This window comes from Proteus terrae (assembly GCF_003144325.1).
GTDB classification, from domain to species: Bacteria; Pseudomonadota; Gammaproteobacteria; order Enterobacterales; family Enterobacteriaceae; genus Proteus; species Proteus terrae.
In genome coordinates this window covers 146,570-168,556 of record NZ_PENS01000004.1, presented here as the reverse complement: position 1 = coordinate 168,556, position 21,987 = coordinate 146,570, and the positions used below count along the sequence as shown (strand labels likewise).

The window sequence follows — 21,987 nt, the reverse complement described above, 5'->3', positions numbered from 1 at the left end:
ATTAATTATTCTCCCGCTTCATTGATAATGGGAATGGCTGACTGTTCTCATATTTCCCTTGGCAATCAGCAATATTTTGGCTTCCTGGTTGGCAAATAATATTTGGCATCAAATAGTTTGAGCCATCACTACACAGAGCCTGACCTTGGTTATCTATATTCAGGCCACCTTGATTGACGGCTGCGTTCACAGGGGCTTTACAGGTCACGCCATCACTGCGTGTCATGACGACTTGTCCTTTACCATTATCTAATTGATAGTTCAGGCTCAGTGGTTTACCTGTTTTTTGATCTTGAATACCTGCACCTGCTTTCCATTGGCCATTAAGGAATTGGGTTGAGCCATTGGCTAACGCATTTGCAGGGATAGTCAGTGGTGTTGTGTTATCAGCCGTAGCTGGTGGCGTGACATCTGGTGGTGCATTGGGATCAACAGGAGGGTTAGCCGTGTTGTTCTCATTCCCTGCGTTTTGAGGAGTATCTGTTTTCGGTTGCTCATTTTGTGTTGCGGGATCAACAGGAGGTACATTCGGTTTTTGTGCATTGTCGGGCGTTGCGCCTTCAGGTAAAGCACCTTGGTTATTATCTATTTGAGGATCAACCACAGGTAAACCAGTATTAGGATCAATTACTGTGCCGTTCCCATCAGTGCCATTAATCACATTCCCATTGGCATCAACGGTGCCTAATGTTCCTGTGTGAACTGTACCTGTTGGTATACCAACGGTATGGTCATGAGTCACCACCGTGGGGACTTTGGGCTTTTCAAGCGTAGGTTCGGGCAATTTAGACACTTCAATATCTGGCGTTTTAATATCAACTGTAGGCAGTGCTGGCGTTGAAAAACAGCCTCTTAAGAAGAAAATTGCGAGTAGAAGTAATAATAGAGGTAACAGCCACCATAAGAAACGCCACCAAGGGCGCTTAGTGTCAGTAATAATGACTTTTTCTTGCACTGGTGGAGCTACGGTTGATGTTGGTGCGATTGGCGCTACAGCAGGTTTTAAACAAGCAACAGGATCAACCCTAAGTTGTTGATTAGCACTGACAAAACCCCAGAAGGTAATAATAGGTTGGCCATCAACAATAAAAATATGGTTTTCGTCAGGAAATTGGATAGTTTTGCTGAGCAGGGCACCAAAAAGCTGACTTTCTTTACTTCCAGCCCTTTGCTGTTCTTGTTCACTAAAGGCGATTAAATCATCTTGATTCTTTTTCAGTCGCGCATAAGCGGCGGTGCGTTCTTTTTCTGAAGCCGCAGACCAAGGAATAACAGAGCCATCAATCGGTGAATACCAGTCAATGCGCTCGCCAGTTTCATTTGGTTGAGGAATAGCAAGACATTGAGAAATATGAGCCTTTCCTCTTAAACGCAGGGTTTCACGTAGCTGCAGAGCAGAGATATAAACAGCCTGTCCATTTTCTCCCATAGGGAGGTAACTTTCTAATTTACCACTTCGTAAGAATGCTTTATTCACGACGATCATTCCGCTAGGCAAGATTATCTATGGGTAAGTTGGCTTATCCGTAAATAGGCTTTAAGGCTAAAAATAAAGATATAAAATTTATATTCATTTTATATTATCAGAAATTGGGTGTCTATCTAGCGGATTATTTAGAGTTAATTAACTGATTATTATTAAAGGATTTTTTATTTTTCTTGAGTGAAAGGGGGAATATTAAGATGACGATTATCATAATTAAATAATGACATTACAGGTTGCGCTATATTTTCTTAAATACATGGATTAAATCACCGATATATTGGCTTTTACATTAAAAAATAATGAAATAGAAGAAAAAAAAGACAAATTATAAAAGAATAAACTATTGATGATCATCTCATCGTTGTGATTATAATCACAAAATAGGTTTATTCTGAATAATGAGAGAATGAGAAAAGAAAAAAACAGGCAATTAAGGAATGGTCTTAAATAGATAAGATATAGAGTTTGTCAGTGCCAATATAATAATAAAATACACGTAATACGTGAAAAATTCACCCTCAATGTGAAACCAAAGAGGGTGAATTAAATATTAGAAACCGTAATCAATCATTATTTACAGTTCTTTGGAATATAATCTTCAATCGCTTTTCGAGTCATTAAAGTAACTTCATTAGCATTACGCGCCGTGAAGACTTTTCCACCAGTGGTACTCGCCACACAGTTACCTGCACCTGTACCTAAAATATCAACCACATTAATGACGGCACGAGGGTGAGCGCGTTTTAATGTACGTGCTGCTGCGCATGGATCTTGATCGCATGATTCTAACCCATCAGATAACAAGACAATAATCGTGTCACGATTGTTGCCCTTGATGAGAGAGCCAGCTCGTTGAATAGATTCGGCTAACGGTGTACCACTATCAGGTTCAATACGTTTAATGTAGTTAAGCAATTTTGAGCGTTCATTACCGCCATAAGCTGGACTTGATTTCACTACACCGCAGTCTGATGCCACAACCGTGGTGACCTTCATATCAGAAGGAATGCTATTAATAATTTTTGTTGCTGCATTTCTTGCCACGGTGATACGACGAGGTTCTGCATCATAGCCCGCGAACAGTTTTCCTGTGCTTGAAATAAAGTCTAAATCGTCTTCCGTTAAACTCATACTCAATGCCATTGAGCCTGAAGCATCAAAAATAATGATCACTTGAGGTGCTAACTCTGGTGGACGTTCAGCTGGGCACATTTGCTTTATTTTACTGGCTAAGCGATTTTCACAGGTTGCATTTGCTGTTTTCTCTGTCACACCCGATTTTTTCAGTTCATCTTGCACACAAGCTTCTAGTGGCGTGAGTTTTTTCACTGGCACAGGTTTAGGCGCAGGTACTGGAGCCGGTTCTGGTACAGGTTCTGGGATAGGCTCTGGCTCCGGTACAGGCTCTGGAACGGGTTCAGGAATAGGCTCTTGCTCAGGGATAGGTTCTGGTTTTGGCGGTATGACAACGGCTGGTTTCTCTTCAATCACAGGAGGAACCACTTTCGGATCAAAACAGCCTTTTAGCCAAGATGCCAGTAAGACCAAAAACAGTAAGAATAACAGCAGTAATAACCAACGTAGCCAGCGATTACGTGTTTTGGCGGGCACATCGGCAAGTGCGGCACCCGCAGCCGCGGCACTTGCACCCGCAGTAACTTGTGCAATAGGGGGGGGCAATGGTGTGGTGCGTGGCCACCATGTAATAACGGGCTGTCCATTAATAACATAGACACTCTCGCTATCAGGAAGCGTTGATGCCGTATCTAAAAGATGGCGCTCTTCATCCGTGATCCTATTTTGTGATGCTAATAGTGCCGTTTGCGTTTTAATATCGTTAAGGCGTTCATCTAAAATACGTCTTATTTCTTGTTGTTCTTGTCCTTGTAACGATGTTAAAGCGACAGGATTACCAGAAACTGGAGAATACCACTCCACCACGTCATCCGATTTTTTCTCTGGCATTGCAAATAGAGAGCGGTACTTAGTCGGAAAATGTTGAGTCAGCAATTGAAGTAATTGCTGTTGATGCGTTAAGGCAAAATCGGCGCGGGTAATATCAGCCGTTAATCGTGAGATTCGATTCATATTTTCGAGAGCCTTATGTGACGGCTATATTCGTTTAAAGAAAGAAATTTAAGATAGTAATATTATTGACTATAACGGTTTTATAAAAAAGGTGAAATTAAAGCGCTCACTTTTTTAATATAAGACAGAATTACTTTTTATTTCTAAATTCGCTCAATTTATTTCTCTATTTTAACAGGGAAAATAATCCATTTGCTTATTTATCTTTACACCCATTAGGATGACGCATTTATGTTAAAGAGGGAGATCGCAAATTGGCAGATCTTCCTTATTGAGTACTGGTGAATATTGATATAGCACATAGAGCATCTTGGGGTTACAGGGTATGTTACCCACACTAAAAAATAGCCAAATCATTCGCTTTTAGGGGAATTTATTCCTCTCTTTACGTTGATATAACAGCAGGTTTCTGATGACAAATAAAATAAATAATAACCAATTACTTAATGATGTAACTCGCTACTGGAATATCCGAGCTGAAAGTTATAGTGAGTCGAATCAACAGGAATTGCTGAGCGAGAAACAACAGAAATGGCGTCATCTATTATTGGGGCATACCAAAGTAGGTGAAACCTTAAAAGTGCTTGATATTGGAACGGGGCCTGGTTTTTTTGCCATTTTATTAGCGTTATCAGGTCATGAGGTTACGGCAATTGATGCAACGGAAGGCATGTTGCTGGAAGCCAAACAAAATGCGCAAACGCACAAAGCAAATATTCAATTTGTTCGCGGTGATGTACACCAATTGCCTTTTGCCAGTGAACAATTCGATTTAGTGGTCAGTCGTAACGTGACATGGAATTTAAAAGCACCTCAAAAAGCGTATTCGGAGTGGTTTCGAGTATTAAAACCGGGTGGTAGTTTAATTAATTTCGATGCTAACTGGTATTTACATCTCTTTGATGAAAGCTACTGGCAAGGTTTTGTGGCGGATAGAGAGCGTTCAATTGAAAAGCAAGTTGAAGATCACTACGTCAATACAGATACCAAAGAGATGGAACGAATTGCTCGCCAATTACCATTAAGTCAAATTAAACGTCCGCAATGGGATATAAACACCCTGTTAGAAATCGGTTTTAGTCGATATATGATAGATACTCGTATTGGTGATTTCGTGTGGAACGAAGAAGAAAAAATCAATTATGGTTCAACACCGATGTTTATGATCCACGCACAAAAACAAAGAATAGATAATTAAAGGAGAATAACGTGAAGCCCTTACTTTCAGTGTTCCCAACGCTATTATTAACACTGGCATGTGCTTTTCCTGCATTAGCAGACAAAAGTAATAATATGTTGGATTATGCCAGCACAAAAGATATTCGTGATATCAACCCGCATCTCTACTCTGGTGAGATGGCAGCTCAAAACATGGTATTTGAATCCCTTGTATTAAATACCGAAAAAGGCGTTGCACCTTATTTAGCGGAGCGTTGGGATATTTCTCCTGATGGAAAGAGCTACACTTTCTTTTTACGCCATGATGTGAAGTTTAGTGATGGTGAGCCCTTTAATGCTAAAGCAGTAAAACTAAACATTGAGGCGGTACTAGACAACTATGAACGTCATGCGTGGTTAGAGTTAGTTCGTCAGATTGATAGCGTTGAAATTGTTGATGAATTCACTGTTAAATTAAATCTAAAAAATCCTTACTACCCAACATTAACGGAATTAGGTTTAACTCGCCCATTCCGTTTTATTTCGCCGAATTCTTTTATTAATGGCAAAACCAAAACAGGTGTTACGAACTATGTGGGCACAGGGCCTTGGATATTAACTGAGCATAAAAAAGACCAATATGCTGAGTTTAAAGTTAATCCCAACTATTGGGGAGAGAAGCCAGTATTAAATGGTGTGATATGGAGAGTGATCCCCGATAGACAAACTATGTTACTTTCTCTGCAAAAGGGGGATATTCAGCTTATTTTTGGTGCAGATGGCGACATGTTAGATATGGATTCATTTGAAGCTCTTATGGCATCAGATAAATTCAAAACTGAAATGAGTGCACCGATCGCGTCTCGTGCCATTGTGCTCAATAGTAGCCGTGCAATGACATCCAGCCAAAAAGTACGCCAAGCATTGCAATATGCGGTCGATAAAGAAGGAATTGCACAAGGTATTTTAGCAGGTAGCGAAAAAGTTGCTGATACTTTAATGGCGCGAAGTGTGCCTTACTGTGATTTTGCTTCGCCAACCTATATTTATCGCCCTACAAAAGCGGCTGATCTATTAGAGGCTGAAGGTTGGGTATTACCAAAAGGTAAGACTATCCGTGAGAAGCAAGGTGAGAAATTACAGTTATTACTCTCTTATAATGTAAATAATGCTGTTGAGAAAGAGATAGCTGAACTTATTCAAGATGACTTTAAAAAGATTGGTGTCGGCTTAACTATTTTAGGTGAAGAAAAACAAGCCTATTTAGATAGACAAAAAAATGGTGATTTCGATTTGCAATATTCGCTCTCATGGGGAACACCTTACGATCCGGCTTCGTTTGTTTCATCATTTAGAATACCTGCTCACGCGGATTATCAAGGGCAAAAAGGATTGGCAAATAAAGCTCAATTGGATGCAATGATTGGTGAGTTATTAATTACACCTAATGAAGCACGTCGTCAGGAATTATATAAAACCTTGTTTACCTCATTAGCAGAGCAAGCAGTTTATATTCCATTAACTTATTCACGTACCAAAGCTATCCATCGTAGTGAATTAGAAAATGTGGGCTTTAATCCATCTCAATATGAAATACCGTTTGAAAAGATGCGCTTTAAGCCTTAATTAATGCATCGATGGGATTAACTAAAATAAGCATGGCTCGTAATATTAACGAGCCACGCTGATCAAACCTTATGCTACGTTATATATTCTGGAGAGTGCTGGCTATCTTCCCACTGGCACTAATGATTTCATTTATAGCCTTTATTCTGTTGGAGTTAGCCCCATCTGATCCCGCGGAAGTCGCGTTACGCGTCAATGAAATAGTACCAACACCCGAAGCCATTGAAGGTATGCGCCATGAGTTAGGGTTAGATAAACCTTTTTTCACGCGTTACTTTTTATGGTTAATGTCAGGTTTACAACTCGATTTTGGTACTTCTTTTCTTACAAGAACCCCTGTTATTCAAGAGATGCTAAGAGCATTACCGCCAACACTTTGGTTAGCCTCAACGGCGCTATTCTTTACGATTATTCTGGCATTACCTTTAGCATTATGGTGTGTGGCTAAACCTCAAAGTTTTACGGATAAATGCATTCGTTTCATTGTGTTTATTTTAACGGCAATTCCTAATTACTGGTTAGGGTTGCTTTTAATTTGGGGAGTCGCTGTTTATTTAGATTGGTTGCCTGTCAGCGGGATGTTATCGCCACAGTCTGTTATTTTGCCTGCATTGGCACTCTCTTTAGGGTATATCGGTACTTATTTACGGTTATTACGGGGTGCGATGTTAAATCAATGGCATCAGCCTTATGTCTTTTATGCCAAAGCGCGAGGATTACCCGATAACCTTATTTTACGTCGCCATATTTTGCGTAATTCGTTGTATTCTAGTTTAACGGCATTGGGAATGAGCATTCCAAAGCTTATCGCTGGTACGGTGGTGATTGAAAATATTTTTGCTTGGCCGGGAATAGGACGACTATGTATCAGTGCTATATTTGGTCGTGATTATCCGATGATACAAGCCTATATTTTATTAATGTCACTGTTATTTCTCTTTTTTAATTTTCTGATGGACGTTATTCAAATGATGACTGATCCACGGTTAAGGAGATAATGATGTGGCAACTGTTTTGGCAACGACTTACAAAAGATAAAAGCGCACAATTGTGCTTATTGGTGATTATGATTGTGGTTATTGCAGGAATATTCGCCCCTTGGTTGGCACCGCATGATCCCACATTAACCTCTATACGTTTGAAATTTAAGCCAATGAGTTTTGATTATCCGTTAGGTACGGATAATTTAGGACGCTGTATCTTTTCAAGATTATTGTTTGGTGTAAGAACAACGGTATTTTATGCCTTATTAGCCATGAGTGTGACATTAATAATTGGTTGGTTAATGGGAATGTTAGCCGGATTTTTTCATGGCAAGACAGATACATTAATTATGCGGTTATGTGATGTGGTTTTGTCATTTCCAGCAGAAATTATGATCTTAGCGTTAGTGGGAATAATGGGACCGGGTATTGGTAATATCTTAATTGCCATTATTTTAGTGAAATGGGCATGGTATGCCAGAATGATCAGAGGGGTTGTTCGTCAATATTCTCATCGTAATTACATTGCATATGCACAGGTCATTGGCGCACCATCTAGTCATATTTTACGGCGACATCTATTACCTGTTACCTTTGCTGAAACTATTGTCTTAGCATCAACGGATATTGGTAGCGTTATTTTAATGATATCTGCTCTCTCCTTTTTAGGGTTAGGTGTACAACCACCCACGCCAGAATGGGGAAATATGCTCAGTGAAGCAAAAAATGTCATGGTACTACATCCAGAGCAAATGTTACCCGCAGGGATCGCGATTACCCTTGTTGTCACCGCATTTAATTTTTGGGGTGATTTTTTACGTGATGTGTTTGATCCCGATAATCGTCAGTCAGTAGGAGAAAAGCATGAACAACTTACTGACGTTTGAGCATGTTTCTATTTTTCATCAAGAAAGTGGAAAAAAACTGATTGATGATATCTCTTTCTCGATAAAACAAGGACGTACATTAGCAATTGTCGGAGAAAGCGGTAGTGGTAAAAGTTTGATGAGTAAAGCCATTATGGGATTGCTACCTGAACAATTAGCGATGTCAGGAGAGATTTTCTTTGAAGGAAAGAAAATCAGTCATGAAGCACTTTCTCAACGTCGAGCTTTATTAGGAACATCTTTAGGTGTGATTGTGCAAAATGGTATGAGTGCCTTCGATCCCTTGATGAGAATAGAAAAGCAATTTTGCCAAACTTTAACCTACCATTTTTCCTATTCTAAAAAGCAAGCCAGAGAAGAAACTCAGTCGGCATTATCTCATGTTTTTCCTTATCAATTTCAATCTATTATGCAGGCGTTTCCTCATCAATTAAGTGGTGGACAACTGCAACGTGTGATGATTGCGATTGCGCTTGCTTTATCACCGAAGTTATTAATTGCTGATGAACCGACAACGGCGCTTGATGCACCACTTCGCCAAGATATTTTAAAATTGCTTCATCATGTCGTCACAACTCATCACTCAACACTGATTTTTATTTCTCATGACTTAGGGCTAGTTAATGAAATTGCCGACGATATAGTCGTCATGCAAAGAGGAAAAATGGTTGAATGTGGCGATAAAATAACCGTTTTATCACACCCAACACAAGAATATACGCGTTATTTAATTAATGCACGCCGGCAGCTTTCATTACGCTTTGAGCAATTGATTAATAAAAAAACAGATTAATATCATCATAATAAAAGAGGGTTTATGTTATTAAACGTTGAGAATATTAGTAAGTTTTATACTCAAAAAAATAACACACTATTTGGTGAAAAAGTGAAAGTTATCGACTCACTCTCTTTTAATATTCATTCAAGTGAAGCCTTTGGTTTAGTGGGGGAAAGTGGCAGTGGGAAAAGTACGTTAGCGCGTTTAATTTGTGGATTAGAATTACCTGATAGTGGTGCTATCGCTTTAAATAATAAGCCTGTTACAAAACGACTTCATCGCCAAGGTATAATTAGTATCGTTTTTCAAGATTATATGACTTCCGTTAATCCGACATTAACGGTAGGCGAAATTATTGCTGAGCCAATTAAAATCATTAATCCAAGTATTAGCCATCAAGCATTGAAAACACTTATTTTTGCTTTTTTAGATAAAGTAGAATTACCTAAAAGTTGCTATACACGTTATATATTTGAACTTTCTGGTGGGCAGGCTCAACGAGTCTGTTTATGTCGTGCATTAGCGTCTTATCCAAAACTTATTGTATTAGATGAAGCACTTAGCTCTTTAGATATTCCCACGCAAGTTCAAATATTAGATTTATTAAAACAGTTAAAAGAAGAGTTTACACTCTCTTATCTTTTTATTAGTCATGATATTCAAACGGTGGCTTATTTCTGCGATAAAGTGATGTTTTTTTTACAAGGTAGGAATATTGAACTATGTGAGATAAATAGTTTAGGCAATGTTTCTCATGATTATTCTAAAAAGCTTATTCAATCTGTTATCTAATTAATAAACAGCAATACTTAAAAGTATTGCTGTTTGCCGAATATAATCTATTTAGAGATTATTCATTAAATGTTCTTGAACCGCTTTTGCATCGTTTGCGGCATTGAAATCAATACCAAAATTCAGCGTACCTTCTTTAAGTTCAATACTACGAGGCGTTGCTTTAGAGCAGGTAATATTCTGTATTTTTTCTTTTACTGTTTCTTGTGCGATTTTAGAGCTTTCACAGGTATTTATTACACCTTTTAGTCCCTCACTACAATAACTATCAATCCCTGTTGTTTTTAAATCATCAGTAGTAAATGCAGACCAATCAAAAGCGACTTTTATATTGGCATCGCAGCTTTTATTTAAATCAACAACACGAGATTGAATATTATCTTCAAATTTTTGGTGTAATTCTTTTTCTGCTAATGTCGCTGAAAAAGCAGAAGAGGAAATAAACAGCAGAGAAAGACTGATAGCAATATTTTTCAACATAATTAAATGCTCCAAAAAAGAATATATAAATTTAAATTAACTTATTAAAAATAAAGTAATAACTCGCTATAGCAATAGGAATATTATTGTTTTTCCTTTTTTCATTATTTTTTGAATAATATCTCTCATTATTAGTGAGATATCTTTTTATAAAAGGATGTTTATTGTTGAGATATTAATATTTTTATAAGTGATTTTACTTATTCAATTAGTTAAATGTTCGTTAGTTTTATAACGAACATAATCGATTCAGTACACCATTTAAATAACCCACAAAGCCAAATAAATAAATATCTATTAAAAACATGCAATTACATTATCTATGTAGATCTACATCACAAACTAATCTTATTGTGATTGTTTTTTCGTCATGCTCGAATTAACTTGCTAACTCGAAGTAGCAAAAATTAGCATAGCGTTAGCAAATGATGAGGGTTCGCATGGAACAACAATATTTTATTGGCGTTGATGTTGGCTCAGCCAGTGTCCGTGCAGCGGTATTTGATAGCAATGGAAAGCGTTTGGGCTTTTCTGTTCGCCCTATTGCTCAATTCCGTCCAAAAACGGATTTCGTTGAGCAATCGTCTACCGATATTTGGCAGCAGGTTTGCACTACCGTAAAAGAGTCGGTGGCGTTATCTGCTATTGATCCTATCCATGTGAAATCTATTGGTTTTGATGCCACTTGTTCTTTGGTTGCGGTGGATAAGGACGGTAAAGGGCTTTCTGTTTCACCAAGCGGTAAAGCTGAACAAGATATCATCATGTGGATGGATCACCGTGCTGTACAAGAAACAGTCACTATCAATCTCACCAATGATCCTTCACTGCGATATGTCGGTGGTGAAGTAAGTATCGAAATGGAATTGCCAAAAATTCTGTGGTTAAAAAATAATTACCCAGAGCGTTATGAGAATGTATGGCGATTCTTTGATTTAGCTGACTTTTTAGTTTGGAAAGCAACATCAGGGGATGTCGCAAGCACTTGTACATTAACCTGTAAATGGAACTATTTAGCACATCAGGGACAATTTAGTGAGAGTTTGTTAGCCGATGTAGGTTTGGATGAATTATTAGAAAAAGTACCACAAACCATTCTTGCGTTAGGTGAACAAGCGGGTTGTTTAGATGAGTCGGTTGCCAATGCATTTGGCTTGCACACGGGGGTCATTGTTGCTTCAGGCATTATTGACGCACATGCAGGTGGCTTGGCATTAACGGCATCACAACCTGAAGGTAGTTTGGCAATTATCAGTGGTACGTCTAACTGCCACATGATTGTGAGCCAATATCCAATTATGGTACCCGGTGTTTGGGGGCCTTATTTTGGCGCGATGTTACCCGAATTATGGCTAAACGAAGGCGGTCAAAGTGCTGCGGGTGCGTTAGTTGAATGGTCTATCCGCCGTCATGGATCTTGGGCTGAATTAGAGCAAGAAGCAAATGAAAAAGGTGTTAACTACTATGCCTTATTAAACGAAGCTGTCGCCGAATTGGAAGAGAATGAACAATATCCAACAGCACAGTTTCATGTTTTAGCTGACCATCATGGCAATCGTTCTCCGCGCGCAAATCCTGCAGCCAAAGGCATGGTAAGCGGATTAACGCTGGAAAGTGGTCGAGTTGCATTGGCTCGTTATTATCTCGCGACACTGCAATCTATTGCTTATGGTACACGCCATATTATCGACACGCTTGAAGATGCTGGACATCAAATCAATCGCATCGTGATGTGTGGTGGTGCAACGAAAAATCCATTGTGGCTACGCGAATATGCCAATGCGACAGGTCGTGAAATTCATTTAGCGCAAGAAGAAGATGCAGTGAATTTAGGGGCTGCATTATTAGGTGCAGTGGCATGTAAAGCCTTTGATGATTTCTCTAAAGCTGCCAGTGCAATGGTGCGAGAAGGTGGCATTATCACACCAGATAGCGACACGTTTGCCTTCCATCAGGCCAAGTACCAAGTTTATTTGCAGATGTATCAAGATCAGCAGCGTTATAACGAAATGATGTCAGATTATTGACCACTAATTTTTCCGATTATGAACCGAGTTTACCTTACCAGGGATATCTTATGTTGAACTTAAATCTACCAAAATTACCGACAACCATCACAGCAGGTCAGAAAGAGATCCTGATGGTTACCAACGCAGACTTACGCGAGCCTGCAAACGTAACGTGCTGGCCTGTACAGAAAAAATTTGAAGATAAACTGGCAGCAGCATTAGAAGCCCAAGGTTACAAAATGAAGCGTGCTCATGAAATTAATGAAGCTCGCGGTCATGGTTTTATCAGTAGTCAGCGTGAAGGTTGCGATATGTTTGCTGCAATCGATCCTGATGCACCAGTTATCGTGTTATTAACCGCATGGCAATATTCACACCATATTGCGTCTTCATTAGCACACCATCGTGGCCCTATTTTACTGCTGGCTAACTTTGATGGTACATGGCCGGGTCTGGTGGGCATGTTGTGTTTAGCGGGCACGATGACTAGTTTAGGTAAAAATTATTCACGTTTATGGTCAGAAGAGTTTGATGATGAATTCTTTGTAGATGGTTTAGCAACTTGGTTGAAATATGGTTATGTAAATCATAAGCTTAGCTATCTTACAGATATTGCGCCAACACACAGGGTAATGGCGACAGAAGCCGGCGAAGTGGGTCGTAAAGTCGGCGAATATATAATTAAAAATAAAGAAATAATCGGTTTGTTCGATACATTCTGTATGGGAATGATTAACGGGGTCTTCCCACAACAGGCAATGATCAATATTGGTATGCCAATTGAATCCCTTTCTCAATCTGCGTTACTGGTCGAAATGGCGAAAGTACCGACAGAATTAAGAGAGGCATGTTTACAGTGGTACGAAGATAACGGGATGACGTTTATGTTTGGTCAAGATGACAAAACTGAACTCACTCGTGAACAAGTGATGGAGCAGTGCGCCATGATGATTGCTATGGCGCGTTTCGTAAAACGTTTTGGTCTAACAGCGGTGGGTGTGCAATATCAGCAGGGCTTAAAAGATTGTTGCCCAGCGTCTGACTTTGCTGAAGGTGCGATTGGTTCAACCGCGCGTTTCCCACTGCCAGATGAAAACGGTGAGATTATCTGCCCTAACACACCAATTCCTTGTATCAACGAAGTGGATATGGGTACGGCTATTCCTCAAACGATGTTATGGCGTTTATTAACATCATTAGGATTACCTGCTGAAACCACACTACATGATATTCGTTGGGGTAGTGAGTATGAAGGAACATTCTACTGGGATATGGAAATTTCAGGCTCTGTTCCTTTTGAACACCTCAAAGGTGGCCTAAAAGGTGCAACAGGTTATCGCCAACCTCCGATGTTCTTCCCTAAAGGGGGTTCAACTATCGCAGGTCAAGGTAAAGCAGGGCGCTTATTATGGGGCCGTGCACACTATGAAGGTACTGATGTAATTATGCATATTGGTACAGGTGTGGCTGTGGAGTTACCTGAAGCAGAATTTGAACGTCGCCGTAAAGCAACTAACTACGAATGGCCATTATTGAACTGTACGTTAGATGGCGTAACTCGTGATGACCTTATGGCGGGACATCAAAGTAACCACATTACTGTGGCTTATGTTGATGAAGATAAATTGGCGTTTGTGCTAAAAGCATTTGTTGCTCAAGCACTGACTCAAGGTATCCAAGTGAAAGTGGCAGGCGATGCCATTAACTTACTGTAAGGAATTGATGATGAGTCAGCAAAAATACGTCGGTATTTGGCCTGTTATGCTAACCCCTTTTGATGCCAAAGGGGAGATTGATTGGGCGTCATTAGAGCGCCTTGTAGACTGGTATATAGATTCTGGTGTACATGGACTCTTTGCCGCCTGCCAATCAAGCGAAATGTTTTATTTAAGTGATGAGGAAACTCTAGCACTCACCCGTTTTATCGTTGAAAAAGCAGATGGAAGAGTACCTGTAGTTGCTTCTGGTCATACTGCAACAGCATTAAGTCAGCAAAAAGAACAATTGCAGGCAATGGCTGGCACAGGCGTCGATGGCGTCATAATGATCAGTAATCGCTTGGCTCTAGTCGGGGAGTCGGATGATAAAGCGCTGGAAACACTGCAAGTCTTAACCAATGTGGTACCAAAAGAGATTGATTTGGGTATCTATGAATGTCCTTATCCTTACAAACGCTTGTTATCGGAAGAAATTGTAGAGTGGTGTGCTCAAAGTAATCGCTTTACCTTTATCAAAGATACGTGCTGTTCTCTTCCGATGATAGAACGTCGTTTGGCATTATCAAAAGGGACTCGCTTGCATCTTGCAAACGCCAACAGTCAAACGCTATTAGCTTCCTTCCAAGCTGGATGTCAGGCATATAGCGGTGTAATGGCAAACTTTCATCCAGAGCTTTATGTTTGGCTTTATGAGAATTGGAAGGATAAACCAGAGCAGGCTGCGGTATTAGCAGATTATTTATCAACAGCAGCGATGACCGAAACACTGGATTATCCAGCATGCGCGAAATATCATCAGCGCCTGATTGGTAACTTCAGTACGCTGGTCTGCCGTTCCCGTAACAGCAGTCAGTTTGAAAACTCATTTTTCCCTTCTGCCGTCAATAGCATGACTGCATTGGGTGAGAATATGAAGAAGTGGCTTTCGTTAGATTAATTTAGGACACAGGAGTAGGAATATGCCTTTCGTGATGAAGGAAACCCAGTTTGTGCTTGATAATGCACATTCACTTTTTAATCACTGCCATGCTTCAACGATTGTGCGTGTGCCTAACTCTGAGCGTTTGTTAACCGCTTTTTTTGCTGGCGATAAAGAAGGTAGCGGTAATACCGCTATCTGGCTGGTAATGAAAGAGGGTGATCATTGGCAACACGCTCAACCTGTTGTTAAAAATCCGGGTGTTGCGCACTGGAATCCAGTTTTACATGTTGACCCATCAACAGGTAATATCTGGCTGTTTTATAAAACGGGTCCCGACGTACATAGTTGGACAACCCAATACGTTATCTCGAAGGATGGCGGAAATAGCTGGAGTTTACCGAGTGAATTGGTTTCTGGTGATGTAGCACCTAGAGGTCCTGTGAAAAATAAAGTGTTAGTGATGTCGAATGGCGAGTGGTTGGCACCAGGATCGGTTGAGGATGACCAATTCTGGGATGCGTTTGTCGATATTTCGAGTGACAACGGTCAACACTGGTTGCGAGTAGATATTCCAATTGAACATCATAAAGGTGAGCAAGCGGAACATGAAATCTGGCAGGGTTTAAAGGACGATGCCTTATGGGAGACTGATCTACAACGCGTTTTTCAATGGGATGGCGTGATACAGCCAACACTATGGGAATCCCGGCCTGGGCATGTGCATGCCATGATGCGGAGTACGCGCGGTACTATTTATCGTAGCGATTCAACGGATTATGGGCGCAGTTGGTGTCCAGCTTATGCAACAATATTACCAAATAATAATAGCGGCATTGATGTCGTCTCCTTCGCAGATGGTCAACTGGCATTGGTGTATAACCCGAACTCAGGTAACTGGAGTCGTCGTTATCCTATCTCTGTCAGTCTTTCATCCGATAATGGCAGTACTTGGTCTGAACCATTCGATTTACTCGATGGGGAAGGCGAATTTTCATATCCGGCTATTATTGCTGAAAACAATACCCTACACGTGACCTTTACTTGGAATCGAAAAAACATTGTTTATCAGCAATTAATGGCTACTCAATAAAAATGTGGAGAAAGGGTTTTATGAAAAAGAGTCTACTCGCAGCGTTGGCGATTACGATGACACTGGGCATGGGGAACGCAGTTGCCCAACAGTTAACGTATCCTACAAAAAATATTGATGTTGTCATCCCGAAAAATCCGGGCGGTGGTACTGATACTTCAGCGCGTACTATTACTGAATTTGCAAAAGATGTGATGCCAGCCGGCCGTATTTTCGTACCAGTCAATAAACCCGCAGGTAATGGTTTAACTGGGCTGATTGAAGTTGCGAATGCACGTCCAGATGGTACTAAATTAGTGATGACTACCGTTGAATTAGCTATGTTCCCACATCAAGGTAAATCACCGGTTACTTATAAAGACTTCACTCCAATAGCAACAACAATTGCTGACCCTGTCGTATTAGTTGTTAATGCTGATTCACCTTATAAAACGTTACAAGAGTTTATTGATGGTGCTAAAGCAAACCCAGGTAAGTTAAAAGTGGGTAACTCAGGTATGGGCGCAATTTTCCATCTAGCGGGTGTGAATATTGAACGTACCACTGGCACTAAATTTAACCACATTCCTTATAACGAAGGTACAGGTCCTTCAATCGCAGCATTAGTGGGTAACCACATCGATGGCGTATTAACCACACCAGGTGCGGTTAAATCTCAAGTTGATGCGGGTATTCTACGTGTTCTTGGTGTAATGGATGAGCGTCGTTTCCCATTATTCCCAGCAGTACCTACTTTCAAAGAAGCATTAAAATTAGACACTAACGTGAAAATGCGTGCTTGGGCAGTATTAGCAACAACCGCTAATGTGCCTGATAACGTGAAGAAAGAGTTAGTTGGCGCATTCTCTGAAGTGGTTCAAAAACCTGAATATCAAGAAGCACTGAAAAAACAAGGTATTATGCCTGTATTTATCACTGGTGACGATGCTTACCAAATGATGAAAGAAGACCATGAGATGTATGCTGAGTTAATTTCAGCAACCCTGAAAAAATAACTTTTCTATTATTATAAACCACCCTACCTGTTACGGCAGGTAGGGTCGGGGAGATCCCGACATGACAAAAATCAATACAATCATCGGTGCGATTTCAGTGGCTTTCGGGGCACTAATTATCTATCTCTCCCGTGATATGAGCATGTTTGATGATTATGGTGTGCCTGGGGAGCGTTTTTGGCCTTATGGTCTTGCCATCTTATTTATTTTACTGGGGATTTTTCAATGGATTAGTATCGTGGTTGATAAAATCAAACATGTACATAAGTCTGTTGACCTGAGTTCTACTGCAGTTAAACGCGCTTATGGCTTAGGCCTCTTTATGCTGGTCTATGCCGCAGGTCTGCACTTTTTTGGCTTTATTATTCCGTCACTGCTTCTTATCCCGGTCATTATGTGGCTGATGAATGAAAGAAAACCTATTGCACTGGTTGTTATTCCGGTTGTGATGGTTGCCGCCGTTTATGTCTTCTTTGACATTATCTTTAATTCACCTCTGCCAACCTCCGTCTTTTTTGAGTAAGCGGTAAAGGAGCTTTGAGATGGAAATACTAGACGCTTTAATGGTCGTTTTCACTCTGGAAACGATAACGATGATCCTGTTAGGGGTATTCGCGGGTATTATTATCGGCGCATTACCGGGACTAACAGTGAATATGGGAATTGCATTGCTTCTCCCATTAACTTACTCCTTCCAAGGAATGACTGGGATCCTCCTGTTATTAGGAATGTATTGTGGTGCCGTTTACGGTGGCTCTATTACTGCGATATTGATTAGTACGCCGGGTACTCCCGCTTCTGCTGCAACGGTATTGGATGGTTATCCAATGGCGAAAAAAGGCGAAGCAGGACGCGCGCTGGGTTTATCTACGATGGGCTCTATGTTCGGGGGGATCTTTAGTACGATTGCCCTGATTGTGATAGCACCTCAATTAGCAAAAGTGGCAACAGGTTTCTCTGCTGCTGAATATTTTGCACTCGCGGTATTTGGCATAAGTATTATTACCAGTGTATCATCGCAATCGATTGTGAAAGGATTAATGGGGGGGGCGATAGGTTTAGCTATTGCAACAATTGGACTTGATCCAATGACATCTGGACCTCGATTCACCTTTGATACTGTGTACCTAATGGGTGGGGTTTCATTTATTCCTATCTTGGTTGGTCTGTTCGCTTTCTCTCAAGGCTTGATTAGTTTTGAAGAAGAGTACCGTGAACGTAAGCAGAAGAAGAGCGAAAAAATTAACGCGCGTATTCACCGTGTATTACCGACATGGGCTGATTTTAAACGTGTGTTACCGACTTATTTCCGTTCATCTGCTATTGGCACAACGATTGGTGCAATTCCGGGAACAGGCGGAGATATCTCATCATTTATCTCTTATAACGAAGCAAAACGTTGGTCTAAACACCCTGAAGAGTTTGGTCACGGTTCACCAGAGGGTGTTTCTGCACCAGAAGCCGGTGCAAACTCAGTAACAGGCGGAACCATGGTGCCTTTAATGACCTTAGGTATTCCGGGTGATGGTGCAACTGCCATTATCATGGGTGCATTTATGGTTCAAGGATTGGCATTAGGGCCTCAGCTTTTTACTGACAATCCAGTTGAAGTTAACAGCATCTTTATTGGCTTGATGATGGCGAATATTTTCCTCGGTATCTTAGGTTTCTTATGTATGAAACTCTTTGTTCGAGTGATGGATGTTCCGCGTCGCGTATTAGTACCAATTATCTTTGTATTATGTAGTGTAGGTGCTTATTCTGTGAACCATAGTATCATTGATGTATTCGTGATGATGGGGGCAGGGTTACTCGCTTACATTATGATTAAGCTCGATTTCTCCATGTCTCCTGTGGTTATCGGGATTATCTTAGGGCCGATGGCTGAATCAAATTTACGTCGTGCTTTAATGATGTCTCAGGGTGATTTATCGATTCTGTATACACGCCCGATTACAGCGACATTCTTAGGTATTGCGATACTGACGTTGATCCTACCTATTATTGGACCTTCGTTAAAAGCGATGTGGAAGAAATGCCGGGCTAAGCCTGCTCAGTAAAGGTTAACTGGCCCTCATCATTAAGATGAGGGCAATATCAATATGGAATATTAATGGCAAAAACAGTTGAACAGATTGCAAATGACCTGAATTTGTCTATTACCACAGTCAGATTGGTATTAAATGGCAAAGGTGATCAATACCGGATCAGTGCAAAAACACAAAAGAAGATAGCGGACTATGTTGAGGTGTTTGGTTATACCGTCAATCATGCAGCTCGAAGCTTAAAACTCAATAAAACAGATACCTACGGATTGGTTATCCCTCGTCTTTCTAACCCATTCTTCGCCGCTTTGGCTGAAAAATTAGAGATGCATTGTCACCAGATTGGTTGTCAGCTCACGATTAGCTGTACCTATGGTGATATCAAAAATGAAAATAAACTCGTTAAATCAATGGATGAGCGTAATGTTGATGGTATTTTCATTGTCTCATCAAGCCGAAAAAATCAGCTACATCATGTGAAGCATCGTCAAAAACCATTGGTTTTTTTAGATAGAGATTTCTCTGTCAGTGAGGCTATTTGTGTCGCTTCAGATAACTGTGACAGTGGTGCTCAACTGACAAGAGCGATGATAAAGCTAGATGCGCCAATTCATTTTTTTGCGGGTGATGCATTATTACCCACCATCGCAGCGCGTTTGCGCGGTTATGTGCAAGCCATAAAAGGGCATTATGGTGATGATAACCGTGTCACTGTCTCTTATGCTGAGCATAATACGACTAAAGATGGTGAGCAGATGATGAAACAGTATCTGGAGCAACATCAGCAAATACCTTCTCATTTTATTGCCTCATCATTGCCTATTCTTGAAGGTTTATTGAGTGTTATTCGTCAGCGTGAAGGAAGTATTCCGGCTCATCTTCATATTGGTACCTTCGATGATCATGTGATGCTCAGTTTTTTACCTAATAATGTGTGGTCAATGAAGCAAGACGAAGCGTTATTAGTCGAAAAAGCCTTTGAAATCATGTCTGCAAAGATAGCTGGCACCGCAGTTAAATCCCCTGCATTAATAAAAACACAACTTATCGAGCGCCTAATCTCTACTCAATGAGTCAATTAAATCTCTTATTCGCCTCACTTTGTGAGTCGATTAGTAAGATTAATTGACTCATCATTGTATAAATAAAACACAATAGGAACATTTGTCTGCTCGTTTTATTGTTATTCTTTTTTTTACTTTTATAAATGCGCGCTACTCTACTTATCTCGTTTTAACAAAAATAGGGGCTCTTGATTATCTGCAATCAGAGGCTCATAATTTAAGCGGATAGTTCCATTTTATTAATATAAAAGGATATTAAAGAAAGATGAACGATGATGTTGACCGATGTCCTGAGTGTGAAGTAAGGGCATATTATACGAATGATTTTGTTCGTGTTTATCAAGCCTATTCAAATACTATTGCTCAGAGCGCAGTCGCAAACGGAACATTTGTTTCGCCCCCTTTTAGTATGACCCGTATGACTTGGGTAAAACCTTCCTTTCTTTGGATGATGTACCGTTCTGGTTGGGGACGTAAAGACGCTAATCAAGCTTCTATTCTTGCGGTTGATATTACGCATGAAGGCTTTCAAGAGATGCTGACACAAGGTGTTGTGAGTCATTTTGATCCAGACCGCTATACTACTGCTGAAGCTTGGAAAGAAGCGTCAGAAAACAGTAATATCCGCATTCAGTGGGATCCTGAACGTGATATTTATTTGAATCGACTCAGTTATCGTACTATCCAAATTGGTTTGCGAGATCAAGCAGTTGAAAAATATTGCAAAGAGTGGATTGTGAATATTACGGATATTACCGATAAGGTACGTAAAATTGATGCTTGTATTGCTAATGGTGATCTCGACACCGCATACAGCCTATTACCAGTAGAAAAATCGTATCACTTTGGTGAGTAATTCATCAAGATGTCACCCCGCTTAGTTGGCGGGGTAATTGTAAGATTGGATCAGGCTTGCACAAGTTCAGGACGAACACCTAGCGTATGGCAAATAGCATAGGTTAATTCTGAACGATTAAGTGTATAAAAATGGAAGTCTTTGACTCCTTCACGGCTTAAAATCTTCACCATATCAATAGCAATCGAAGCACCTACCAGACTACGGGTTTCAGGATCGTTATCTAACCCATCAAACATTTTATGCATCCAACCTGGAATTTTCACATTGGTTAAACCCGCAAAGCGTTTTAGTTGTTTAAAATTCGTGACAGGTAAAATTCCTGGTACAATCTCAACATCAATACCCGTTGAAACACAGCGATCACGAAAACGTAAATAGCTTTCGACATCAAAGAAAAATTGAGTGATCGCGCGATTTGCTCCCGCATCTACTTTTCTTTTTAAGTTAATTAAATCGGCTTGTGCGCTTTTTGCTTCAGGATGCATTTCAGGATAAGCCGCAACCGAGATATCAAAATCACCCACCCCTTTGAGTAAGTGAACTAAATCTGTAGCGTACATATCAGGTTTTTGAGTGTTATCTGGCAAATCGCCTCGTAAGGCAACAATATGGCGGATGCCACTTTGCCAATAATCTTGCGCGATATGTTGTAGCTCTTCACGGCTAGCATCAACGCAAGTTAAATGCGGTGCAGCTTCTAATCCTGTGCGCTCTTTAATTCCTTTGATAATCGAGTGCGTTCTATCTCGCTCGCCTGAGTTTGCACCATAAGTCACAGAAACAAAGCTCGGTTTTAAGGTATTTAAGCGCGCAAGAGATTGCCAAAGAGTATTTTCCATCTCTTCGGTACGAGGTGGGAAAAACTCAAAGGAAACTTGGATCTGACCATCAAGTTCGGCAAGATTTTGATTTAATGCTTCATGTTGGCTTGCGTGATAAAAGCTCATACCTGTACCTCATCAATCATGTCACTGTGTTGTTATTCTTATTTAAGTATCACTACTTAT

General features: G+C 40.3%; 19 protein-coding genes. 15 read left to right on the top strand and 4 right to left on the bottom strand.

The features are described 5' to 3' along the window. Position 1: 1 nt before the first annotated feature. Positions 2-1,477, bottom strand: coding sequence for an SrfA family protein (locus tag DK857_RS04200; RefSeq protein ID WP_109401620.1), 1,476 nt, complete (start codon positions 1,475-1,477; stop codon positions 2-4). A gap of 579 nt (positions 1,478-2,056) precedes the next feature. After that, the gene (locus DK857_RS04195) at positions 2,057-3,574 is read right to left on the bottom strand and encodes a vWA domain-containing protein (RefSeq protein WP_109395088.1); all 1,518 of its coding nucleotides are present in this window, start codon (positions 3,572-3,574) and stop codon (positions 2,057-2,059) included. 412 nt (positions 3,575-3,986) lie between these two features. On the opposite strand from DK857_RS04195, the gene DK857_RS04190 reads away from it, so the two are divergent. From DK857_RS04190 to DK857_RS04165, 6 genes are all read left to right on the top strand, one after another. Continuing rightward, complete coding sequence (locus DK857_RS04190; RefSeq protein ID WP_109395087.1) at positions 3,987-4,772, top strand: class I SAM-dependent methyltransferase; 786 nt, start codon at positions 3,987-3,989, stop codon at positions 4,770-4,772. 11 nt (positions 4,773-4,783) lie between these two features. Further along, positions 4,784-6,358 (top strand): nickel ABC transporter substrate-binding protein, encoded by a 1,575-nt coding sequence (nikA, locus tag DK857_RS04185; protein ID WP_109401619.1) that lies wholly within the window; start codon positions 4,784-4,786, stop codon positions 6,356-6,358. A 71-nt stretch (positions 6,359-6,429) separates the two neighbouring features. Then, the gene (opp1B, locus tag DK857_RS04180) at positions 6,430-7,356 is read left to right on the top strand and encodes a nickel/cobalt ABC transporter permease (protein WP_109395085.1); all 927 of its coding nucleotides are present in this window, start codon (positions 6,430-6,432) and stop codon (positions 7,354-7,356) included. Between the two features lie 2 nt (positions 7,357-7,358). Next, positions 7,359-8,228 carry a nickel/cobalt ABC transporter permease gene (gene opp1C / locus DK857_RS04175; RefSeq protein WP_109401618.1) on the top strand — a complete coding sequence of 290 codons (870 nt, stop codon included), beginning with the start codon at positions 7,359-7,361 and terminating at the stop codon, positions 8,226-8,228. After that, positions 8,206-9,021, top strand: a complete 816-nt coding sequence (locus tag DK857_RS04170) for an ABC transporter ATP-binding protein (protein ID WP_109401617.1) — start codon at positions 8,206-8,208, stop codon at positions 9,019-9,021. The genes opp1C and DK857_RS04170 overlap by 23 nt, the downstream gene beginning before the upstream one ends. A gap of 24 nt (positions 9,022-9,045) precedes the next feature. Then, positions 9,046-9,798, top strand: coding sequence for an ABC transporter ATP-binding protein (locus tag DK857_RS04165; protein WP_109401616.1), 753 nt, complete (start codon positions 9,046-9,048; stop codon positions 9,796-9,798). Positions 9,799-9,849: 51 nt separating this feature from the next. On the opposite strand, the gene DK857_RS04160 is transcribed toward DK857_RS04165, so the two are convergent. Continuing rightward, on the bottom strand, positions 9,850-10,278 hold the full coding sequence (locus DK857_RS04160) for a hypothetical protein (RefSeq protein ID WP_109395081.1): 429 nt from the start codon (positions 10,276-10,278) through the stop codon (positions 9,850-9,852). 440 nt (positions 10,279-10,718) lie between these two features. Between DK857_RS04160 and DK857_RS04155 the strand changes: the two genes are divergently transcribed. The 9 genes from DK857_RS04155 to DK857_RS04115 all read left to right on the top strand — a co-directional run bounded on the left by DK857_RS04155 (position 10,719) and on the right by DK857_RS04115 (position 20,977). Further along, a complete protein-coding gene (locus DK857_RS04155; RefSeq protein WP_109401615.1) occupies positions 10,719-12,305 on the top strand; it encodes an FGGY-family carbohydrate kinase in 1,587 nt (528 codons plus the stop codon). Between the two features lie 50 nt (positions 12,306-12,355). Then, a complete protein-coding gene (locus DK857_RS04150) occupies positions 12,356-14,002 on the top strand; it encodes a signal transduction protein (protein WP_075671193.1) in 1,647 nt (548 codons plus the stop codon). 10 nt (positions 14,003-14,012) lie between these two features. Continuing rightward, positions 14,013-14,942: a dihydrodipicolinate synthase family protein gene (locus DK857_RS04145; protein WP_099659213.1), complete on the top strand. Its 930-nt coding sequence runs from the start codon at positions 14,013-14,015 to the stop codon at positions 14,940-14,942. Between the two features lie 22 nt (positions 14,943-14,964). Further along, a complete protein-coding gene (locus DK857_RS04140; RefSeq protein ID WP_088494293.1) occupies positions 14,965-16,017 on the top strand; it encodes a sialidase family protein in 1,053 nt (350 codons plus the stop codon). A gap of 20 nt (positions 16,018-16,037) precedes the next feature. After that, entirely contained in the window at positions 16,038-17,012 is a 975-nt protein-coding gene (locus tag DK857_RS04135) for a tripartite tricarboxylate transporter substrate binding protein (RefSeq protein ID WP_227003115.1), read from the top strand. 61 nt (positions 17,013-17,073) lie between these two features. Next, the gene (locus tag DK857_RS04130; protein WP_109401613.1) at positions 17,074-17,535 is read left to right on the top strand and encodes a tripartite tricarboxylate transporter TctB family protein; all 462 of its coding nucleotides are present in this window, start codon (positions 17,074-17,076) and stop codon (positions 17,533-17,535) included. 19 nt (positions 17,536-17,554) lie between these two features. After that, a complete protein-coding gene (locus DK857_RS04125; RefSeq protein ID WP_109401612.1) occupies positions 17,555-19,072 on the top strand; it encodes a tripartite tricarboxylate transporter permease in 1,518 nt (505 codons plus the stop codon). A 53-nt stretch (positions 19,073-19,125) separates the two neighbouring features. Further along, complete coding sequence (locus DK857_RS04120; protein WP_109401611.1) at positions 19,126-20,130, top strand: LacI family DNA-binding transcriptional regulator; 1,005 nt, start codon at positions 19,126-19,128, stop codon at positions 20,128-20,130. 256 nt (positions 20,131-20,386) lie between these two features. After that, the gene (locus tag DK857_RS04115; protein WP_109401610.1) at positions 20,387-20,977 is read left to right on the top strand and encodes a DUF4291 domain-containing protein; all 591 of its coding nucleotides are present in this window, start codon (positions 20,387-20,389) and stop codon (positions 20,975-20,977) included. Positions 20,978-21,027: 50 nt separating this feature from the next. On the opposite strand, the gene metF is transcribed toward DK857_RS04115, so the two are convergent. Beyond that, on the bottom strand, positions 21,028-21,927 hold the full coding sequence (gene metF, locus DK857_RS04110) for a methylenetetrahydrofolate reductase (RefSeq protein WP_109401609.1): 900 nt from the start codon (positions 21,925-21,927) through the stop codon (positions 21,028-21,030). Positions 21,928-21,987: the final 60 nt, after the last annotated feature.